At 69.8% G+C, this 15,598-nt stretch carries 17 protein-coding genes; 9 read left to right on the plus strand and 8 right to left on the minus strand.

From position 1 onward, the window contains the following. The first annotated feature begins 344 nt into the window (after positions 1-344). Positions 345-734, plus strand: coding sequence for a hypothetical protein (locus Q7T09_RS01435; protein ID WP_304697182.1), 390 nt, complete (start codon positions 345-347; stop codon positions 732-734). A gap of 22 nt (positions 735-756) precedes the next feature. Beyond that, entirely contained in the window at positions 757-1,533 is a 777-nt protein-coding gene (gene folP, locus Q7T09_RS01440) for a dihydropteroate synthase (protein WP_304697218.1), read from the plus strand. Between the two features lie 144 nt (positions 1,534-1,677). On the opposite strand, the gene Q7T09_RS01445 is transcribed toward folP, so the two are convergent. Next, positions 1,678-2,430 carry an SDR family oxidoreductase gene (locus tag Q7T09_RS01445; RefSeq protein ID WP_304697183.1) on the minus strand — a complete coding sequence of 251 codons (753 nt, stop codon included), beginning with the start codon at positions 2,428-2,430 and terminating at the stop codon, positions 1,678-1,680. 61 nt (positions 2,431-2,491) lie between these two features. On the opposite strand from Q7T09_RS01445, the gene thiD reads away from it, so the two are divergent. Together thiD and Q7T09_RS01455 are read left to right on the plus strand one after the other, a co-directional pair. Continuing rightward, entirely contained in the window at positions 2,492-3,295 is an 804-nt protein-coding gene (gene thiD / locus Q7T09_RS01450) for a bifunctional hydroxymethylpyrimidine kinase/phosphomethylpyrimidine kinase (protein WP_304697184.1), read from the plus strand. A 47-nt stretch (positions 3,296-3,342) separates the two neighbouring features. After that, the gene (locus Q7T09_RS01455; protein WP_304697219.1) at positions 3,343-3,864 is read left to right on the plus strand and encodes a nucleotidyltransferase family protein; all 522 of its coding nucleotides are present in this window, start codon (positions 3,343-3,345) and stop codon (positions 3,862-3,864) included. Here Q7T09_RS01455 and Q7T09_RS01460 read toward each other — a convergent pair. From Q7T09_RS01460 to Q7T09_RS01475, 4 genes are all read right to left on the minus strand, one after another. After that, complete coding sequence (locus Q7T09_RS01460; RefSeq protein WP_304697185.1) at positions 3,855-4,289, minus strand: GNAT family N-acetyltransferase; 435 nt, start codon at positions 4,287-4,289, stop codon at positions 3,855-3,857. The genes Q7T09_RS01455 and Q7T09_RS01460 overlap by 10 nt on opposite strands. Before the next feature lie 53 nt (positions 4,290-4,342). Next, complete coding sequence (locus Q7T09_RS01465) at positions 4,343-6,049, minus strand: response regulator (RefSeq protein WP_304697186.1); 1,707 nt, start codon at positions 6,047-6,049, stop codon at positions 4,343-4,345. 176 nt (positions 6,050-6,225) lie between these two features. Continuing rightward, the gene (locus tag Q7T09_RS01470) at positions 6,226-6,654 is read right to left on the minus strand and encodes a hypothetical protein (RefSeq protein WP_304697187.1); all 429 of its coding nucleotides are present in this window, start codon (positions 6,652-6,654) and stop codon (positions 6,226-6,228) included. A gap of 243 nt (positions 6,655-6,897) precedes the next feature. After that, the gene (locus tag Q7T09_RS01475) at positions 6,898-8,745 is read right to left on the minus strand and encodes an ATP-binding protein (protein ID WP_304697188.1); all 1,848 of its coding nucleotides are present in this window, start codon (positions 8,743-8,745) and stop codon (positions 6,898-6,900) included. A 274-nt stretch (positions 8,746-9,019) separates the two neighbouring features. Between Q7T09_RS01475 and Q7T09_RS01480 the strand changes: the two genes are divergently transcribed. After that, positions 9,020-9,361 carry a hypothetical protein gene (locus Q7T09_RS01480; RefSeq protein ID WP_304697189.1) on the plus strand — a complete coding sequence of 114 codons (342 nt, stop codon included), beginning with the start codon at positions 9,020-9,022 and terminating at the stop codon, positions 9,359-9,361. A 166-nt stretch (positions 9,362-9,527) separates the two neighbouring features. Beyond that, complete coding sequence (locus Q7T09_RS01485) at positions 9,528-9,845, plus strand: hypothetical protein (protein ID WP_304697190.1); 318 nt, start codon at positions 9,528-9,530, stop codon at positions 9,843-9,845. Here the strand turns inward: Q7T09_RS01485 and Q7T09_RS01490 are convergent. Continuing rightward, on the minus strand, positions 9,842-10,735 hold the full coding sequence (locus Q7T09_RS01490) for a DMT family transporter (RefSeq protein WP_304697191.1): 894 nt from the start codon (positions 10,733-10,735) through the stop codon (positions 9,842-9,844). The two genes, Q7T09_RS01485 and Q7T09_RS01490, sit on opposite strands and share 4 nt — an antisense overlap. 196 nt (positions 10,736-10,931) lie before the next feature. On the opposite strand from Q7T09_RS01490, the gene Q7T09_RS01495 reads away from it, so the two are divergent. From Q7T09_RS01495 to Q7T09_RS01505, 3 genes are all read left to right on the plus strand, one after another. After that, positions 10,932-12,101, plus strand: a complete 1,170-nt coding sequence (locus Q7T09_RS01495; RefSeq protein WP_304697192.1) for a phosphoserine transaminase — start codon at positions 10,932-10,934, stop codon at positions 12,099-12,101. A gap of 80 nt (positions 12,102-12,181) precedes the next feature. Next, positions 12,182-13,756, plus strand: coding sequence for a phosphoglycerate dehydrogenase (gene serA / locus Q7T09_RS01500; RefSeq protein WP_304697193.1), 1,575 nt, complete (start codon positions 12,182-12,184; stop codon positions 13,754-13,756). A 44-nt stretch (positions 13,757-13,800) separates the two neighbouring features. After that, complete coding sequence (locus Q7T09_RS01505) at positions 13,801-14,157, plus strand: hypothetical protein (protein ID WP_304697194.1); 357 nt, start codon at positions 13,801-13,803, stop codon at positions 14,155-14,157. Here the strand turns inward: Q7T09_RS01505 and Q7T09_RS01510 are convergent. Together Q7T09_RS01510 and Q7T09_RS01515 are read right to left on the minus strand one after the other, a co-directional pair. Further along, complete coding sequence (locus tag Q7T09_RS01510) at positions 14,154-14,417, minus strand: MoaD/ThiS family protein (protein WP_304697195.1); 264 nt, start codon at positions 14,415-14,417, stop codon at positions 14,154-14,156. The two genes, Q7T09_RS01505 and Q7T09_RS01510, sit on opposite strands and share 4 nt — an antisense overlap. Continuing rightward, on the minus strand, positions 14,417-15,541 hold the full coding sequence (locus tag Q7T09_RS01515) for a glycosyl hydrolase (protein ID WP_304697196.1): 1,125 nt from the start codon (positions 15,539-15,541) through the stop codon (positions 14,417-14,419). Before Q7T09_RS01515 ends, Q7T09_RS01510 begins: the two co-directional genes overlap by 1 nt. Positions 15,542-15,598 lie beyond the last annotated feature (57 nt).

Consider the following 15,598-nt stretch of genomic DNA (forward strand, 5'->3'; position numbering starts at 1 on the left):
CGGGCCAGCTTGGCGCGGGCCGCCTCCAGGGCGCTCTCGCCATGGCGGCGCCGAAGCATCTGAGCTTCCTCGAGCGCCTCCTGGTTGAGTCGCTGCCAACGTCTGTAAAGGCGCACCGGGTTAACGATCATGGCGACCCCCCGCTCGATCCGATGCCGCTTAGCACCATCTGATGACGGAATGGAGGCGCATTCCCGTTTTGGGATGCAATTTGAGCGCCGATTCCCTGTTCCTGCACGGCATTCGGGCGTGGCGCCCGCCTGGCGGGTGGATTGCCGCGCATCTTCCTCGGGGGCCCTGTCCTTGCACCGGGGCTGGGCGACTGTCCTTATTGGGGAAACGCCATGACCCGTCTTTTCACCCTCCTGATGGCCGCGGGCTTCCTGGCGGCCGCGGCGCCCACCCTGGCGGCGCCCTATGGCCATGCCCGGGTGCTGCCGGTGCGCAGCCAGGTCGAGGCCCGCCACGGCTATCACCTGGCCCGGCCCGACCTGCTGGCCACGGCCTCGGGCGTCCGCGCCCACGGCATGATCTGCCGCCAGGCGGGCCATGCCGGCCTGCCGGTCCGCCGGGTGCGGGTGCAGCATCTCGACGCCGCCGGCCGGGTGCTGGATACCGTCGACGTGCGGGTGGACTTCGACTCCGTGCGCCGGTCTGCTAGCTGCACGGCCTATGACCTCGCCACCGCCTGGAAGATCGACCCCGCCGACACGGTCCTCGCCTCCGCTCTCTGACGGAGCAGCGCCCGTGCGGGTCATGGGGATCGTCAACGCCACCCCCGACTCCTTCTCCGACGGCGGCCTCTATCTCGACCCCGATGCTGGCCTGGCCCATGCCCTGCGGCTGGCGGGGGAGGGCGCCGACATCCTCGACATCGGCGGGGAGTCCTCCCGCCCCGGCGCCGAGCCGGTGGGCGAGGACCAGGAGATCGCCCGGGTGGTCCCCCTGATCGCCCAGCTCCGCGCCCGGTCCAGCCTGCCCATCTCCATCGACACCGTGAAGCCCGCCGTTGCCCGCGCGGCGGTGGCGGCCGGCGCCTCGATCTGGAACGACATCACCGCGCTGTCGGCCCCCGGCGCCCCCGAGCTCGCCGCCGAGCTCGGCTGCGAGGTGATCCTCATGCACATGCAGGGCGAGCCCCGCACCATGCAGACCGCCCCGCTCTATGACGATGTCGTCGCCGAGGTCCGCGATTTCCTGCTGGCCCGCGCCGAGGTGGCCATGAGCGCCGGCGTCGCCCGCGAGGCCATCTGGCTCGATCCCGGTATCGGCTTCGGCAAGACCCTGGCCCACAACCTGGCCCTGCTGGGGGCGCTGGACAGGGTCGTGGCCCTGGGCTTCCCCGTCCTGCTGGGGGTCAGCCGCAAGAGCTTCCTCGCCCGCCTCGACCCGGCGGCGAAAGACCCCGCCCACCGCCTCGGCGGCTCGCTCGCCTGCGCCCTGGCCGGCGCGTCGGCCGGCGTCGCCGCCGTCCGCGTCCACGACGTCGCCGAGACGGTCCAGGCGCTGCGGGTGTGGGAGGCGGTGGGCTGACTCCTCCTCGCCCCCGTCAGGGGGAGAGGTCGGGTGAGGGGGCCTCCGCGCAGCGGAGGTCTTGCCGAGACCGGAGCGACGACGGCCCTTCAGAAAGAGCCCTCACCCGACCTCTCCCGCAAGCGGGAGAGGAGGAGATTTCGCCTACCCCCGCCCGATGAACGGCATCTTCGTCGCCATCACCGTCATGAACTGGACATTGGCGTCCAGCGGCAGGCTGGCCATGAACACCACGGCGTCGGCCACCGCCTTGACGTCCATCATCGGCTCGGGCGCCAGGGTCCCGTCGGCCTGGGGCACGCCGCGCGCCATGGCCGCGGTCATCTCGGTGGCCGCGTTGCCGATGTCGATCTGGGAACAGGCGATGTCGAAGGCCCGGCCGTCCAGGGCGGTGGACTTGGTGAGCCCGGTGATGGCGTGCTTGGTGGCGGTGTAGGCGACCGACCGTGGCCTCGGGCTATGGGCCGAGATCGAGCCGTTGTTGATGATCCGCCCGCCCCTCGGGTCCTGGGCCTTCATCAGCCGGATGGCCCCTTGGGTGCAGAGGAAGGCGCCGGTCAGGTTGACGTCCACCACCCGCTTCCACTGGGCCAGGCTGAGGTCCTCCATCGGCACGGGCGGCGCGCCGGTCCCGGCGTTGTTGAACAGCAGGTCCAGCCGGCCAAACCGTTCCCGCACCTGGGAAAACAGCGCCAGGACCTGGGCCTCGTCGCTCACATCGGTGGCGATCGTCGTGCACTTGTCGGCCTTCGTTCGTCGAGCCGTCTCCTCCAGCTCGCCAAGTCGGCGCCCGGCCAGGAAAACGTGAAACCCAGCCTCCACAAGGGCTAGCGCGCTGGCCCGGCCGATCCCGGACCCAGCCCCGGTGACGATGGCGGTCTTGATGTCGGTGCTCATGGGGCGAGACCACCCGAGTCTTCCATCCACGACAACCGACGAATCCTGTATTTCCTCGCAGATGGCCGAATATCGCGGACGCGTCCTCATCATCGCCGGCTCCGACTCCGGCGGCGGGGCCGGGATCCAGGCCGACATCAAGACCGTCACCGCGCTCGGCGGCTACGCCGCCACCGCCGTCACCGCCATCACCGTCCAGAACACGCTTGGCGTCACCGGCGTCCACCCGATCCCGCCCTCGGTGGTGGAGGCCCAGGCCCGCGCCGTCCTCGACGACATCGGCGCCGACGCCCTGAAGACCGGGATGCTCGGCGACGTGGAGATGGTGGAGCGGGTGGCCGCGATCCTTGAGTCCACAAGGGCTCCGGCCGTCGTCGACCCGGTGATGGTCGCCAAGGGCGGCGCCAGCCTGCTGGCCGCCACGGCGATCGAGGCGGTGCGGTCCCTGATGGTCCCCCGGGCCTTCCTGCTGACCCCCAACGCCCCCGAGGCCCAGGCCCTGACCGGCCTGGAGGTCGAGACCACCGACGACCTGCGCCGCGCCGGCGAGGCCCTGCTGGCCCTGGGCGCCAAGGCGGTGCTGATGAAGGGCGGCCACGTCGAGGGGCCCCTGGTGATCGACATCCTGATGACGCCCCAGGGCGAGACCACCTTCGAGGGCGAGCGCCTGGAGACCCGCCACACCCACGGCACCGGCTGCACCCTGGCCTCGGCCGTGGCCACGGGCCTGGCCCAGGGCCTGGACCTGCCCCAGGCCGTCGCCCGGGCCTGGGCCTATGTCCACGAGGCCCTGCGCCAGGCCCCCGGCTTCGGCGCCGGCCACGGCCCCCTCGACCACGCCTGGCCCTTGCGGGGCAAGGCGTGAGACACCGCGAAGAGCTGGAGGCCATCCTGCGGGCCACGCCGGGCCTGATGCACGTCATGGAGACCGCCCGGACCCTGGACCTGCCCGACTGGCTGGTCTTCTCCGGGGCCATCTACCAGCCGGTCCTCAACCACCTGACGGGCCGCCCCGCCGACCATGGGATCAAGGATTACGACCTGGCCTATTTCGACCCCGACACCTCCTACGAGGCGGAGGACGCGGTGATCCGCAAGGTGGCGCAGGCCTTCGAGCCGCCCTTCCGCGAGATGGTGGAGGTGCGCAACCAGGCCCGGGTCCACCTGTGGTTCGAGGCCAAGTTCGGCGAGCCCTACGGCCCCCCCTTGGTCTCCAGCGCCGACGCCCTGTCCCGGTTCGCCAGCCCGCTCAACGCCGTGGCCGCCCGCCTGGAGGCCGACGGCGCCATGACCCTGCTGGCGCCCTTCGGCCTGGAGGACCTGTTCTCCATGACCTACCGCGCCAATCCCAATCGCAAGGTCAGCGGCTTCGCCCGCACGGCGGCGGCGGCCCAGCGGCGTTGGCCGGAACTGACCGTCATTCCTCAGGAATAGGTCTTGCGGATCTCCATCCAGCGGTCGGCGCCGGTCAGCGGCCCGAAGCCGTACTGGGCGTAGAGGCCGTGGGCGTCGCGGGTGGCCAGGTGCATGCGCCGGAAACCCTGCAGGTCCGGGTGGTCGGTGATGAAAGCCATGATCGCCTTGCCCAGCCCCGCCCCGCGATGGGCGGCGTCCACATAGACGTCGCAGATCCAGCCGAAGGTGGCGCGGTCGGTGACCACCCGGGCCATGCCGGCCATGGCCCCGTCCGGCGCGTAGACCCCGATGGTCAGGCTGCCGGCCACCGCCTTCTCGAAGGTGGCCCGCGGGATGCCGGTCCCCCAGTAGCTCTCGGCGGAGATCCAGTGATAGGCGCGCGCGATGTCGAACCGCGCCGGCGCGTCGCTGACCGTGTAGCCGCTGGTGTGCCGGATTTCCATGACCGCCTCCCTCCGCTGGAGAGCCGGCTGTTAGGAGAAAACGACCCGCGGCGCTAGGCCACCGCGGCCATGGCGGGGTCGGCGTCCAGCACGTTCTCGATGGCGCGGAACAGCTCGGCGGCCTCGACGGGCTTCATGACGAAGGCGTTCATGCCGGCCGCCAGACAGAGGCTGACCTCGGCGCGCCCCGCCGAGGCGGTGAGCGCGATCACCGGGGTGGCCTGGTTGGGGCCAGGCGTGGCGCGCAGGATCCCCACCGCCTCCAGCCCGCCCATCCGCGGCATGTTGAGGTCCATCAGCACCAGGTCGAAGCGTTCCAGGGCCAGGGTGTCCAGGGCCTCCTGGCCATTCTGCGCCGTGGCGATGGTGTCCACCGCCCCCTGCAGGATGAGGGTGAAGGCGCGCCGGTTGATCTCATGGTCGTCGACGATCAGCACCCGCAGCCCGGTCTGGGCCGGGGCGGTCTCCGGGACGCGGGCCGCCGCCTGGGCGGCCGCAAGCCCAAGGGCCAGGCGGAAGCTCGAGCCCTGGCCCGGGGCGCTGCTGGCCGTCAGGTCGCCCCCCATCAGGCGGGCCAGTTCACGGCTGATATTGAGGCCAAGGCCCGTGCCGCCATGGGTGCGGGCGACGCTTTGGCTGAGCTGGCCATAGGCGGTGAACAGGCCGCCCATCTGCTCGGCCGTCATGCCGGCGCCGGTGTCGGCGACCTCCAAGGCGATGTCCCAGGTCCCGTCCGCGCCGGGGGCGGCGGCCATGCGCAGGGTGATGGCGCCGGTCTCGGTGAACTTGAGCGCGTTGGAGAGCAGGTTGTTGAGGATCTGGCGGACGCGGGTGGGGTCGCCCTCGACCCGGGCCGGCAGGCTGTGGGCGCCCTCCAGGCGGAAGGCCAGGCCGCGGCCGCGGGCCACCGGCGCCCAGAACCGCACGGTCTCCAGCAGCAGCCGCCGCAGGTCGAAGCTGATGGTCTCCACCCCCATGCGGCCGGCCTCGATCTTGGAGAGGTCCAGCAGGTCGTCCAGCAGGGCCCGCATCATCCGGCTGGAGGAGGCGATCAGCTCCAGGTTCGACTCCCGCGACGCCTCGGAGCGGGCGCCGCGGGCCTCGGCGGCGCCGGCGAGGATGGCGCTGATGGGGGTGCGCAGCTCATGGCTGACCATGGCCACGAAGGCCGACTTGGCCGCGTCGGCGGCCTCGGCCCGCGCGCGAGCCTCGCTTTCGGCGGTGAGCGCGCGGGCGGCGGCCCGCCAGATCATGTGGGTGAAGGTGACGATCAGCACCGCGGCGGCGGCGAGGGCGATGGCCTGATGAATCTTCGCGCCAAGCCAGAGGGCGACGAAGGGGATGGTGGCCAGATAGACCGCGAAGGGGCTCGAGGCCGCCAGGAAGGCCAGGCGCGACTTCTGGCTGGTGAGGGCCGAGTTGAGCTGGCCTCCGCAGAGCAGGCAGATCCAGCAGGCCAGGCCGAAGACCCCGTCGCGGAGCGGGCCGGCGGCGGCGAAGGCGCCGAACACCACGCCATTGGTGACCAGCAGGGTGAGCGCGGCCCAGGTGGGCGGGGTCCGACGGCCGAGGAGGAAGTACTCCACCGCCTGCAGGCTTCCATAGAGGACCAGCCACACAAGGGCCCAGGTCCAGCCGGTGATGGTTCCAAAGCCCAGGGTCAGGCCGACGGCCAGACCGGCCCGCATCCGCGCCTGGGACCGGCGCGCCGCGATGACCTCCATCAGGTCGGACGAGTGGGTCGCAGCCGCGGGCCGCATGTCGTGAATCTCGGCGAATGGCGTTACGCCAATAGACGCCGCGTAAGCTAAGCTTGGGTGAATCCCGGGGGTGCGGGCGGACGGCGCGGCGGAATGTCGCGCCGCCCAGGAGCCTGGCCACGAAAAACGCCCCCGCCGGGGAGGGCGGGGGCGTCGTCGTCCTGGGGTCGGTGGTTTTAGCGGCGATAGCCGCCGTAGCCCGCGCCGTAATCCCGATCATTGCGCTCGTAGCGCAGCTGCATCCGGATGGAGTCGAAGCGGCGATCCAGGTCGGCGCGCTCCCAGCGGGTCACCACGCCGTCGGCGCGGTAGCGCCAGGACAGGCGTTCGGTCAGGCGGAGCTGCTCGCGCAGGCGGAAGGCTTCGCGGCGGCTGATCTGGCCGGAGCGTTCGGCGCGGTTGATGCGGACCTGCAGGTCGTCGCCGCGCACGATGCCCTGGGGCCCGGCGCGATCGTTGTAGCCCCCGGCGCGCTCGTCATAGCGGCCGCCGCGATCCTCGTAACGGTCGCCACGATCATAGCCGCCATAGGTTTGGGCGGCGGCGGGGGTGACAGCCGCGGCCAGGGCGGAAGCTGCCGCGATCGAAATCAGAATCTTCTTCATCTTCCATCCTCCTTGGATGTCCAGCGGCGCCGGAGGGCGTCGTTGAGGAGGAGAAGAGCATTTCGAACCTGAAACCGATCTGAGGCCGCCGTTGTCTGGCGTTCAGCTTGGCTGGAGCCTGTCTGTCAGGCCCTAGAGCGCGTCAGGCGGAAGTGGACCCGGTTCCGCCGCCCGACGCGCTCTAAGATTTGAATATAGACCCTTCTTGCCGTTTCAGATGGGTCCATCTGAAACGGTCAGGGTCTAGGCGGCCGCGGAGTCGGCCGTGGTGGCCGCCGCGGCGTTCTGGGCCGCCTCGTTGAGGGCGCGGCTGATGGCTTCGTAGAGCTTGGAGATTTCGATCGGCTTGGCTACGTGGCCATCCATGCCGGCGGCGAGATATTCCTCTACCTGATGGGACAGGGCGTTGGCGGTGAGGGCCACGATGGGGGTGCGCGGCCGGCCCTGCTCGCGCTCGGCGGCGCGGATGGCGCGGGCAGAGTCGATGCCGTCCATGACGGGCATCTGGATGTCCATCAGGATCAGGTCGTAGGCCCCGTCTCGCCAGGCCTCGAAGGCCAGCTTGCCGTCGGCCACGATGTCGATCTCCAGGCCGAGCGAGCCCATGACCGCGGCCAGGACCTGCTGGTTGGTGGGATTGTCCTCGGCGGCCAGCAGGCGCAGGGCGCCGTCCTCGGCGCTGTCGGTCGGCGGCGCGGGCGCCGATGTCGCGGTGATCGCCTCGCCCCGTTCCAGGGGCAGCTCGACGGTGAAGGTCGAACCCTTGCCTTCGCGGCTGTCGACCCAGATCGCTCCGCCCATCATCTGGGTGAGCTCGCGGCAGATGGCCAGGCCCAGGCCCGTGCCCCCGAACCGGCGGGTGGCGGAGTTGTCGGCCTGGACGAACTTCTCGAACAGGTTGGCCTGCTTCTCCGCGGCGATCCCCAGGCCGGTGTCGCGGACGGTCAGCTTCAAGGCGCCGGTCTCGGGATTGAGGTCGAAGGCCGCGGCCACCTCGCCCGAGGGGGTGAACTTCACGGCGTTGGACAACAGGTTGCCGACGATCTGGCTGAGACGGTCGGCGTCGCCGCGCCAGGCGCCGTGGGCGGCCTCGGACACCTCGAGCTTGAAGTCGAGGCCCTTCTTCTGCGCCATCACCGCGAAGCTTTCGCGGGCCGGCGCGATGGCGGTCTCCAGATCGAAATCGTCCATCAGCAGGGTCAGCTTGCCGGCCTCGATCTTGGACAGGTCCAGGACGTCGTTCAGCACGGCCAGCAGCAGGCCCCCCGACTGGCGGATGACCTCCAGTCGCTCCCGCTGCAGCTCGCTCATCTCGCCCATGGACATGACCTCGGCCATGGCCAGGACGCCGTTCAGCGGCGTGCGGATCTCGTGGCTCATATTGGCCAGGAACTGGGACTTCAAGGTATTGGCGGCGTTGGCCGCGTCGCGGGCCTCCACCAATTCCTGCAGGGTCCGCTGCAGGGCCTGTTCGCGGGCGTCCAGCTTCTCCAGCAGGTGGTTGAAGCTGGCGGTCAGGCTGCGGAACAGGGCGTCCTGGGCCTCCACCTGGACGGGGGCGAAGCTGCCGTTGGCGGCCACGTCGTGCATGGCGTCCGATAGCTTTTGCACCGGGGCGATGACCCGGTGGGCCAGGCCGCGGGCCAGGAACAGGGCCACCCCGACCCCGCCGAAGAAGAGGGCGCCGGTGAGCGCGATGAACTGGGGCAGCATGGCGCCGAGCGCCGGAGGGGCGACGCTGACCACCAGTTCGCCGACCCGCAGGCCCTGGAGCTTGACCGGGGCGTGGATCACGTCGGTCCCGGGGCTGGCGGCGCCGGCGCGGCGATAGACGGCCACGGCCTGGCCGGTTCCGTCCAGCAGCCTGGCCTCGGTGACCGACGGAGCCTGGGCCAGGGCCGAGATGGCGGAGCGGGCGGCGGCGAAGTCCTGCACCGAGAGGGCGGGCCCGACGGCGCTGGCGGTGATCTGCGACAGGGCGGTGTGGCTCAGGTGGCTCTGCTCTCGCGCCACGGCCCACTGCTGGAGCATGAAGGTGAGACAGGCGGCGATCAGCACGACCATCGTGGTGACCAGCGCAATACCCGCCACGCGCGCATGGAACGTTGCGTTGTGTGCAGTTCCGGCCGCGCGAAGTTGTTGGGTCATGAGCTGCGAAGTCCCGTCCAGCATTCGCGTTTAGGCCAATTCTCCTAACGCTTCGCTTCCAAGTACTCGCCCATCAGGAGAATCTGTGTCTTCGCCGACACAGTCGCAACTTGTGCGCGTAGTTGTCGCAGTTAACAAAGTGTGAATCCCTTGGACCAAGCTTAACCCCTGGTTTACCTTTGCTACGTTGAGTTAATCCTCTGGAAGGGGCACCCCCATGGAAAAGGCCTTTGTCGCGCAACGCGTGGCGACCAAGTTGTTCACGACGGAAGCTGCGGTCGACGCGGCGATGATCGAAGCCACCGAACTGATGGCGGACCTGCTCAAGGCCCGTTCCGACGTGGGCACCTCGCTGGTGTTCGCCGACGACGTTCAGGTGAAGATGGTGGAAGCCATCAAGGCCCTGGGCGAAGCCCGGACCGCCATGGTCGGCGTGCACAATGAACTGGCCGAAGCCAAGCTGCGCCTCGGCATCCGCACCACCCTCGGTGGCGTGGAAGAAAAGCCGCCGCAGTTCATGCGCAAGGCGGGCAAGACCATCATGCGCGAGGTCGGCTAAGCCGACTTGGTTGCAATAGTTTAACTGGTGCTGCGCCCCTAATGGACGTTAGGGGCGCATTATCATGCCAGCATCACTACCGACTCAAATCCTGTGGCTCGCAATCTTCGTGGTATGCGCGTTCGCGTTTTTCCGCGGTGGGCCGGCGGAGCGGTTCGGAGCTGGATTGACCCTCGGCATCGCCGTGGCGTTCCAGGTGGTCAACTTGGTCACGCTGGTGGCGGCGCGCCCTGTACCGCATCTGATCCTCGACGGTGTCCTGGCACTGGGCTTTCTTGCGCTCGCGGTCCGCTATGCCAGCCTTTGGCTCGGCGCGGTCATGCTGCTGCAGGGCGTGCAGTTCAGCCTCCACGCCTACTTCTTTGTCACCAAGCTTGGGCCGGGGTTCGCCTACGCCCTGATCAACAATCTGGTCACCTGGGGCACCCTGGTTGGCATCTTGGCCGGTACGGTCGCCTATCAGCGCGAGCGCCGCGCCGCCTAAGCTTCCAGTTTGGCTCGCGGCTCCAGAGTCGCCAGGGCCACGCCGCCGAGGATCAGGGCCAGGGCCGCGAAGGCCGTCCAGTTGAGCCGCTCGGCCAGGAACAGAACCCCCACCGCCGTCGCCCAGAGCGGCGCCATGTAGATGGCCATGGACAGGAACAGCGGGCCCCGCCGCTGGATCAGATAGACATAGCCGATGGTGGCCAGCGCCGTGGGGAACACCCCCTGGGCGGTCACCGCGATCACCGAGGACAGGGGCGGCCAGGCCGGGAAGGGCCCGGTGAATACCGCCGCGACGGTGGCGAACACCGCCCCCCAGGCGCACATCATCAGGGCGCCCACCGCCGAGGGCACCGGCGGCGCGCGCTTGGTCACCACGTTGGAGACCGCGTAGAGGGCCGCTCCGGTCAGGGCGCCGATCAGGGCCAGGGCCTCAAGCGTCATGCCCCCGGTCAGGCGCGGCCCAACCAACACCAGCAGGCCGACAAAGCCCAGGCCGACCCCGCCGGCCTTGCGCGCCGTGAGTTGTTCGCCGGAGACGAAGGCGTGGGCGAGCGCCGCGGTGAAGATCGGCGAGGCGCCGTTGCAGATGGCGTTGACCGCCGAGGGCAGGCGCTCGGCGGCCAGCGCGAAGAGGGCGAAGGGGACGGCCATCCCCACCAGGCCGTTGAAGGCGTAGAACCGCCAGGCGCGGTCGCGCCAGCCGGGCAGGGCCTGGCGCTGGAGCCCCAGGACGATGGCCAGGGTCGCCACCGCGATCCATAGCCGCAGGGCGGTGTTCCAGAACGGCGGAATGTGGGCCACGGCGATCTTCAGGGCCGCGAAGGCCGATCCCCAGGTCACCACCAGGGCGGCGAGAACCAGCCAGTCTATGGGTTTGGGGCGGGTCATGGCGGCTCCGGCGGCGGGGGCCGCAGGGCCAGGAATCACGCCCTGGCGCCCAGGCCAAGCCCGGGCGTTCGCGACCCCGCTCAATCTGTCTTTCGAAAAATTACGCTTGCCCTTGCCGACAAACCGGAGTTTTTGCGCGGCGGGCCACGCCCCCCCAACGGGGCGCCGCTCATCTGTAAGGATGGGAGACATCGCTATGAACACCCTCGCCAAGCCGGCCATGCGTCCGGCTCGCCCCGAATTCTCTTCCGGCCCCTGCGCCAAGCGCCCCGGATGGAATCCCCAAAATCTCCAGAATGCGGTCCTCGGCCGCTCGCACCGCTCCAAGCTGGGCAAGGCGCGTCTGAAGGAAGCCATCGACCGCACCCGCCAGGTGCTTCAGGTCCCCGACGACTATCTGATCGGCATCGTCGCCGGTTCGGACACGGGCGCGGTGGAGATGGCCCTGTGGTCCATGCTCGGCCCCAAGCCGGTGCAGCTGCTGGCCTTCGAGAGCTTCGGCAAGGACTGGGTCACCGACGTGGTCAAGCAGCTGAAGCTGCCCGCCGAGGTGCTCGACGCCCCCTACGGCGCACTGCCCGACCTGACCAAGGTGCGCAAGGACGCCGACCTGGTCTTCACCTGGAACGGCACCACCTCGGGGGTGCGGGTGCCCAACGCCGACTTCATCGCCGCCGACCGCGAGGGGATCGTCATCTGCGACGCCACCAGCGCCGCCTTCGCCCAGGCCCTCGACTGGGCCAAGCTCGATGTCGTCACCTTCTCCTGGCAGAAGGCGCTCGGCGGAGAGGGCGCGCACGGCGTCCTGATCCTCGGCCCCCGCGCGGTCGCGAGGCTGGAAAGCTACGCCCCGGCCTGGCCGATGCCGAAGCTGTTCCGCATGACCAAGGGCGGCAAGGTCAGCCTCGACATCTTCGAGGGCGCCACCATCAACACCCCCTCCATGCTCTGCGTGGAAGACGCCATCGACGCGCTGAAGTGGGCCGCCTCCATCGGCGGCCTGCCCGAGATGCAGCGCCGCGCCGACGCCAATCTGGGGGCGCTCGCCGACTGGGTCGCCAAGACCCCGTGGGTGGAGTTCCTGGCCGCCGATCCGGCGACCCGGTCCAACACCTCGGTCTGCCTGAAGGTGGTCGATCCCACCGTCACGGCCCTGTCCGACGACGCCCAGGCCGACTTCGCCAAGAAGCTGGCCGCCATCCTGGAAAAGGAAGGCGTGGCCCTGGACATCGGCGGCTATCGCGACGCTCCGGCGGGTCTTCGGATCTGGTGTGGCGCCACGGTGGAGACCTCCGACCTGGAGGCCCTGACGCCCTGGCTCGACTGGGCCTTCGCCTCCACCATCGCCGACCTGCAAGCCGCCTAAGGCCCTAGCGCTCCCGCCGCCCGGACCGCCGCGCGCGCCGGCGCTGGGAGCGCACACCCAAATCTCAAGGACACCGCCCCATGCCCCGCGTTCTCATCGCCGACAAGCTCAGCCCCGCCGCCATCGACATCTTCAAGCAACGCGGCGTCGACGCCGATGTGAAGACCGGCCTGACCAAGGACGAGCTGCTCAAGATCATCGACCAATATGACGGCCTGGCCGTCCGCTCGGCCACCAAGGCCGACAAGGACGTTATCGCCGCCGCCGCCAATCTGAAGGTCATCGGCCGCGCTGGCATCGGCGTCGACAATGTCGACATCCCCGCGGCGACCTCCAAGGGGATCGTGGTGATGAACACCCCCTTCGGCAACTCGATCACCACCGCCGAGCACGCCATCGCCATGATGTTCGCGCTCGCCCGCCAGCTGCCAGCCGCCGACGCCTCCACCCAGGCCGGAAAGTGGGAGAAGAACCGCTTCATGGGCGTGGAGCTCGACGCCAAGACGCTCGGCCTGATCGGCGCCGGCCACATCGGCGGCATCGTCGCCGACCGCGCCAACGGCCTGAAGATGAAGGTCGTGGCCTATGACCCCTTCCTCTCGGCCGAGCGCGCCGTGGAGATCGGGGTCGAGAAGGTGGAGCTGGACGAGCTGCTGGCCCGCGCCGACGTCATCACCCTGCACACCCCGCTCACTGACAAGACCCGCAACATCCTGTCGGCCGAGAACCTGGCCAAGACCAAGAAGGGCGTGCTGATCGTCAACTGCGCCCGCGGCGGCCTGGTGGACGAGGCGGCCCTGCGCAAGGGCCTGGATTCCGGCCACATCGGCGGCGCGGCCTTCGACGTCTTCGTCGACGAGCCGGCCAAGGACAACGTGCTGTTCGGGGCCGAGAACTTCATCGCCACCCCGCACCTGGGCGCCTCCACCATGGAGGCCCAGGAGAACGTGGCCCTGCAGGTGGCCGAGCAGATGAGCGACTACCTGCTCACCGGCGCGGTCTCCAATGCGCTCAACAGCCCCTCGGTCACCGCCGACGAGGCGCCGAAGCTGCGGCCCTTCGTGGCCCTGGCCGAGCGCCTGGGCGCCTTCGCCGGCCAGATGGTCGACGTGGAGGTCAAGGCCGTGGACATCGCCTATGAGGGCGAGGTCGCCAACCTCAACACCCGCCCGCTCACCGCCGCCGCTCTGGCCGGCGTCCTGCGGCCGATGCTGGAGGACGTCAATATGGTCTCGGCCCCGGCCGTGGCCAAGGACCGCGGCATCACGGTCTCGGAGAGCAAGCAGGACGACAGCCCGATCTATGAGAGCCTGGTGCGGATCACCGTCACCACGGCCATGGGCAAGCGCTCCTTCGCCGGCTCGGTGATGGCGGGCACCCCGCGCATCATCGAGGTCAAGGGCATGGATCTGGACGCCCCCTTCGGCGCCACCATGCTCTATGTGAACAACCTCGATAAGCCGGGCTTCATCGGCAATCTCGGCGCCATCCTGGCCGACGCCAACGTCAACATCGCCACCTTCAACCTGGGCCGGGTCTCCGCCGGCGAGGACGCCATCGCCCTGGTGGGCGTCGACCAGGAACCGTCGGAAGCCCTGATCACCAAGATCCGCGCCCTGCCGCACGTGAAGGAAGCCCGCACCCTGCGGTTCTGATCTGAGACTTGATGGGCGGCGGCTTCCCTGCGAAGCCGTCGTCCATGTCGTCTCCCGAACGCCACTCCCACACGGTTCCCGGCGGCCGGGCCTATTGGCTGACGGAGGTGCTGTGGGCGGCGGCGGCCGGCCTGCCAGTGTTCCAGATCGCCATCTCCGACATCCCCGAGTTCGACCAGGACTGCTGGTTTCGGGGCCAGGCGCCCAGCCTGCGCGACGTCGCCGGGCACGCCCGGCGGATCATGGCCGCCAACCTTTCCTATCCCATCATCCTCTCCTCCGACGGTCGGCTGATGGACGGTGGCCACCGTATCGCGCGCGCCTGGATCGAGGGGCGAACGATGGTCGACGCCGTGCGGTTCGTCATCGACCCTGAGCCGCAGGACGTTCGCCCCACCTAGCCCCCGCTGAGCGCCCCGAAGATCAGCACCTCGTCGCCGTCGCGCAGGGGGGTGGCCAGGTCGGCCACCGGCTGGCCATTGGCGAAGACCCGCATGTGCCGGCGCACCCGGTCCTGCTCGTCGATCACCCGGAAGCGCAGGCCCGGGAAGCGGCGGTCGAGATCCTCCAGCACGCCATCCACCGTGCCGCCGGCCGCCTGCAGGCGCGCGACGCCCTCGGTGTAGGACTGCAGCTGGCTGGGGATCAGGACGGAGATCATCACAGCGGCGCGGCGGTGACCGAATAGATTTCCGGCAGGTGGGCGGCGATGGATCGCCAGGTCTCGCCCTCGTCCCCGCTCATCCAGACCTCGCCGTTGGTGGCGCCCAGATAGAGTCCCACGGGGGTGTTGGCGTCGGCGCAGAAGGCCTGGCGCTTGACGGTGAACCAGGCCTGGTCGGCGGGGAAGCCGCGATCCTGTCGGGTCCAGCTCGTCCCCGCATCGGCCGTCCGATAGACCGCCGGCCTGCCGCCGGGACTGGTGCGCGGCCAGACATCGGTCCCGTCCATGGGAAAGACCCAGGCGGTGTCGGCGTCGTGCGGGTGGGGGATGATGGTGAAGCCGATGTCGCCGATCTCGGCCGGCATGGCCTTGCCGATCCGCTCCCAGGCGACGCCCGGCCGGTCCAGCCGATAGACGCCGCAGTGGTTCTGCTGCCAGATCCGGTCGGGCTTGGTGGGGGCCAGCGCGATGTAGTGGGCGTCCTGGCCGTATTCCGGATAGGGGTCGGGCATGAAATTGGCCTCCACTCCCTGGTTCAGGGGCGCCCAGGTCTTCGCCCGGTCGGTGCTCTCGAACACCCCGCCGCTGGAGGTGGCCACATACATGCGCGCGGCGTTGCGCGGATCGATGACGATCTGGTTCAGCAGGGCGCCGTCCGGGGTGCCGGCCTCGGGGGGCGCCCACTTCCAGTACATCGGGTGCTCGTTGAAGCCCTCGACGCTGTCCCAGGTCTCCCCGGCGTCGTGGCTGACGAACAGGCCCGGGGGCGAGACCCCGGCCCACCAGATATCGGGTTCACTGGCATGGCCGGGCTGGAGCCAGAAGGTGTGGTCCACCGCGCGTGCGGTGGCCGGGTCGGCCGACTTGGGGAAGGCCGGGGGCCGCCGGGCCTCGGTCCAGGTCGTCCCGCCGTCGACGGACTTGAAGATGGTGGGGCCCAGATGGCCGGTCTTGGCGGCCATCAGCAGGGTGCGCCCGTCCCGGGGATCGAGCACCAGGTGGTTGACGATCTGGCCCAGGAAGATCGGGCCCTGGACGGACCAGGTCCGCCGGCCGGCGTCGCTGCGATAGATCCAGGCGCCCTTGCGGGTGCCGATGAAGAGCTGGATGGCGTCGGACACGGCAACCCCCGTTCTGCTCAGGCCGCCCCGATCATACGCCGCCGCGCCGATTGGGCG

It is taken from the genome of Phenylobacterium sp. (assembly GCF_030645195.1).
In the GTDB taxonomy this organism is placed as follows: domain Bacteria; phylum Pseudomonadota; class Alphaproteobacteria; order Caulobacterales; family Caulobacteraceae; genus Phenylobacterium.

Bases quoted from the DNA above. Each gene is read 5' to 3' on its own strand.
- Q7T09_RS01435 (WP_304697182.1), top strand. From the start codon at position 345: ATGACCCGTCTTTTCACCCTCCTGATGGCCGCGGGCTTCCTGGCGGCC.
- folP (WP_304697218.1), top strand. From the start codon at position 757: ATGGGGATCGTCAACGCCACCCCCGACTCCTTCTCCGACGGCGGCCTC.
- Q7T09_RS01445 (WP_304697183.1), bottom strand. From the start codon at position 2,430: ATGAGCACCGACATCAAGACCGCCATCGTCACCGGGGCTGGGTCCGGG.
- thiD (WP_304697184.1), top strand. From the start codon at position 2,492: ATGGCCGAATATCGCGGACGCGTCCTCATCATCGCCGGCTCCGACTCC.
- Q7T09_RS01455 (WP_304697219.1), top strand. From the start codon at position 3,343: ATGCACGTCATGGAGACCGCCCGGACCCTGGACCTGCCCGACTGGCTG.
- Q7T09_RS01460 (WP_304697185.1), bottom strand. From the start codon at position 4,289: ATGGAAATCCGGCACACCAGCGGCTACACGGTCAGCGACGCGCCGGCG.
- Q7T09_RS01465 (WP_304697186.1), bottom strand. From the start codon at position 6,049: ATGCGGCCCGCGGCTGCGACCCACTCGTCCGACCTGATGGAGGTCATC.
- Q7T09_RS01470 (WP_304697187.1), bottom strand. From the start codon at position 6,654: ATGAAGAAGATTCTGATTTCGATCGCGGCAGCTTCCGCCCTGGCCGCG.
- Q7T09_RS01480 (WP_304697189.1), top strand. From the start codon at position 9,020: ATGGAAAAGGCCTTTGTCGCGCAACGCGTGGCGACCAAGTTGTTCACG.
- Q7T09_RS01490 (WP_304697191.1), bottom strand. From the start codon at position 10,735: ATGACCCGCCCCAAACCCATAGACTGGCTGGTTCTCGCCGCCCTGGTG.
- Q7T09_RS01495 (WP_304697192.1), top strand. From the start codon at position 10,932: ATGAACACCCTCGCCAAGCCGGCCATGCGTCCGGCTCGCCCCGAATTC.
- serA (WP_304697193.1), top strand. From the start codon at position 12,182: ATGCCCCGCGTTCTCATCGCCGACAAGCTCAGCCCCGCCGCCATCGAC.
- Q7T09_RS01505 (WP_304697194.1), top strand. From the start codon at position 13,801: ATGTCGTCTCCCGAACGCCACTCCCACACGGTTCCCGGCGGCCGGGCC.
- Q7T09_RS01510 (WP_304697195.1), bottom strand. From the start codon at position 14,417: ATGATCTCCGTCCTGATCCCCAGCCAGCTGCAGTCCTACACCGAGGGC.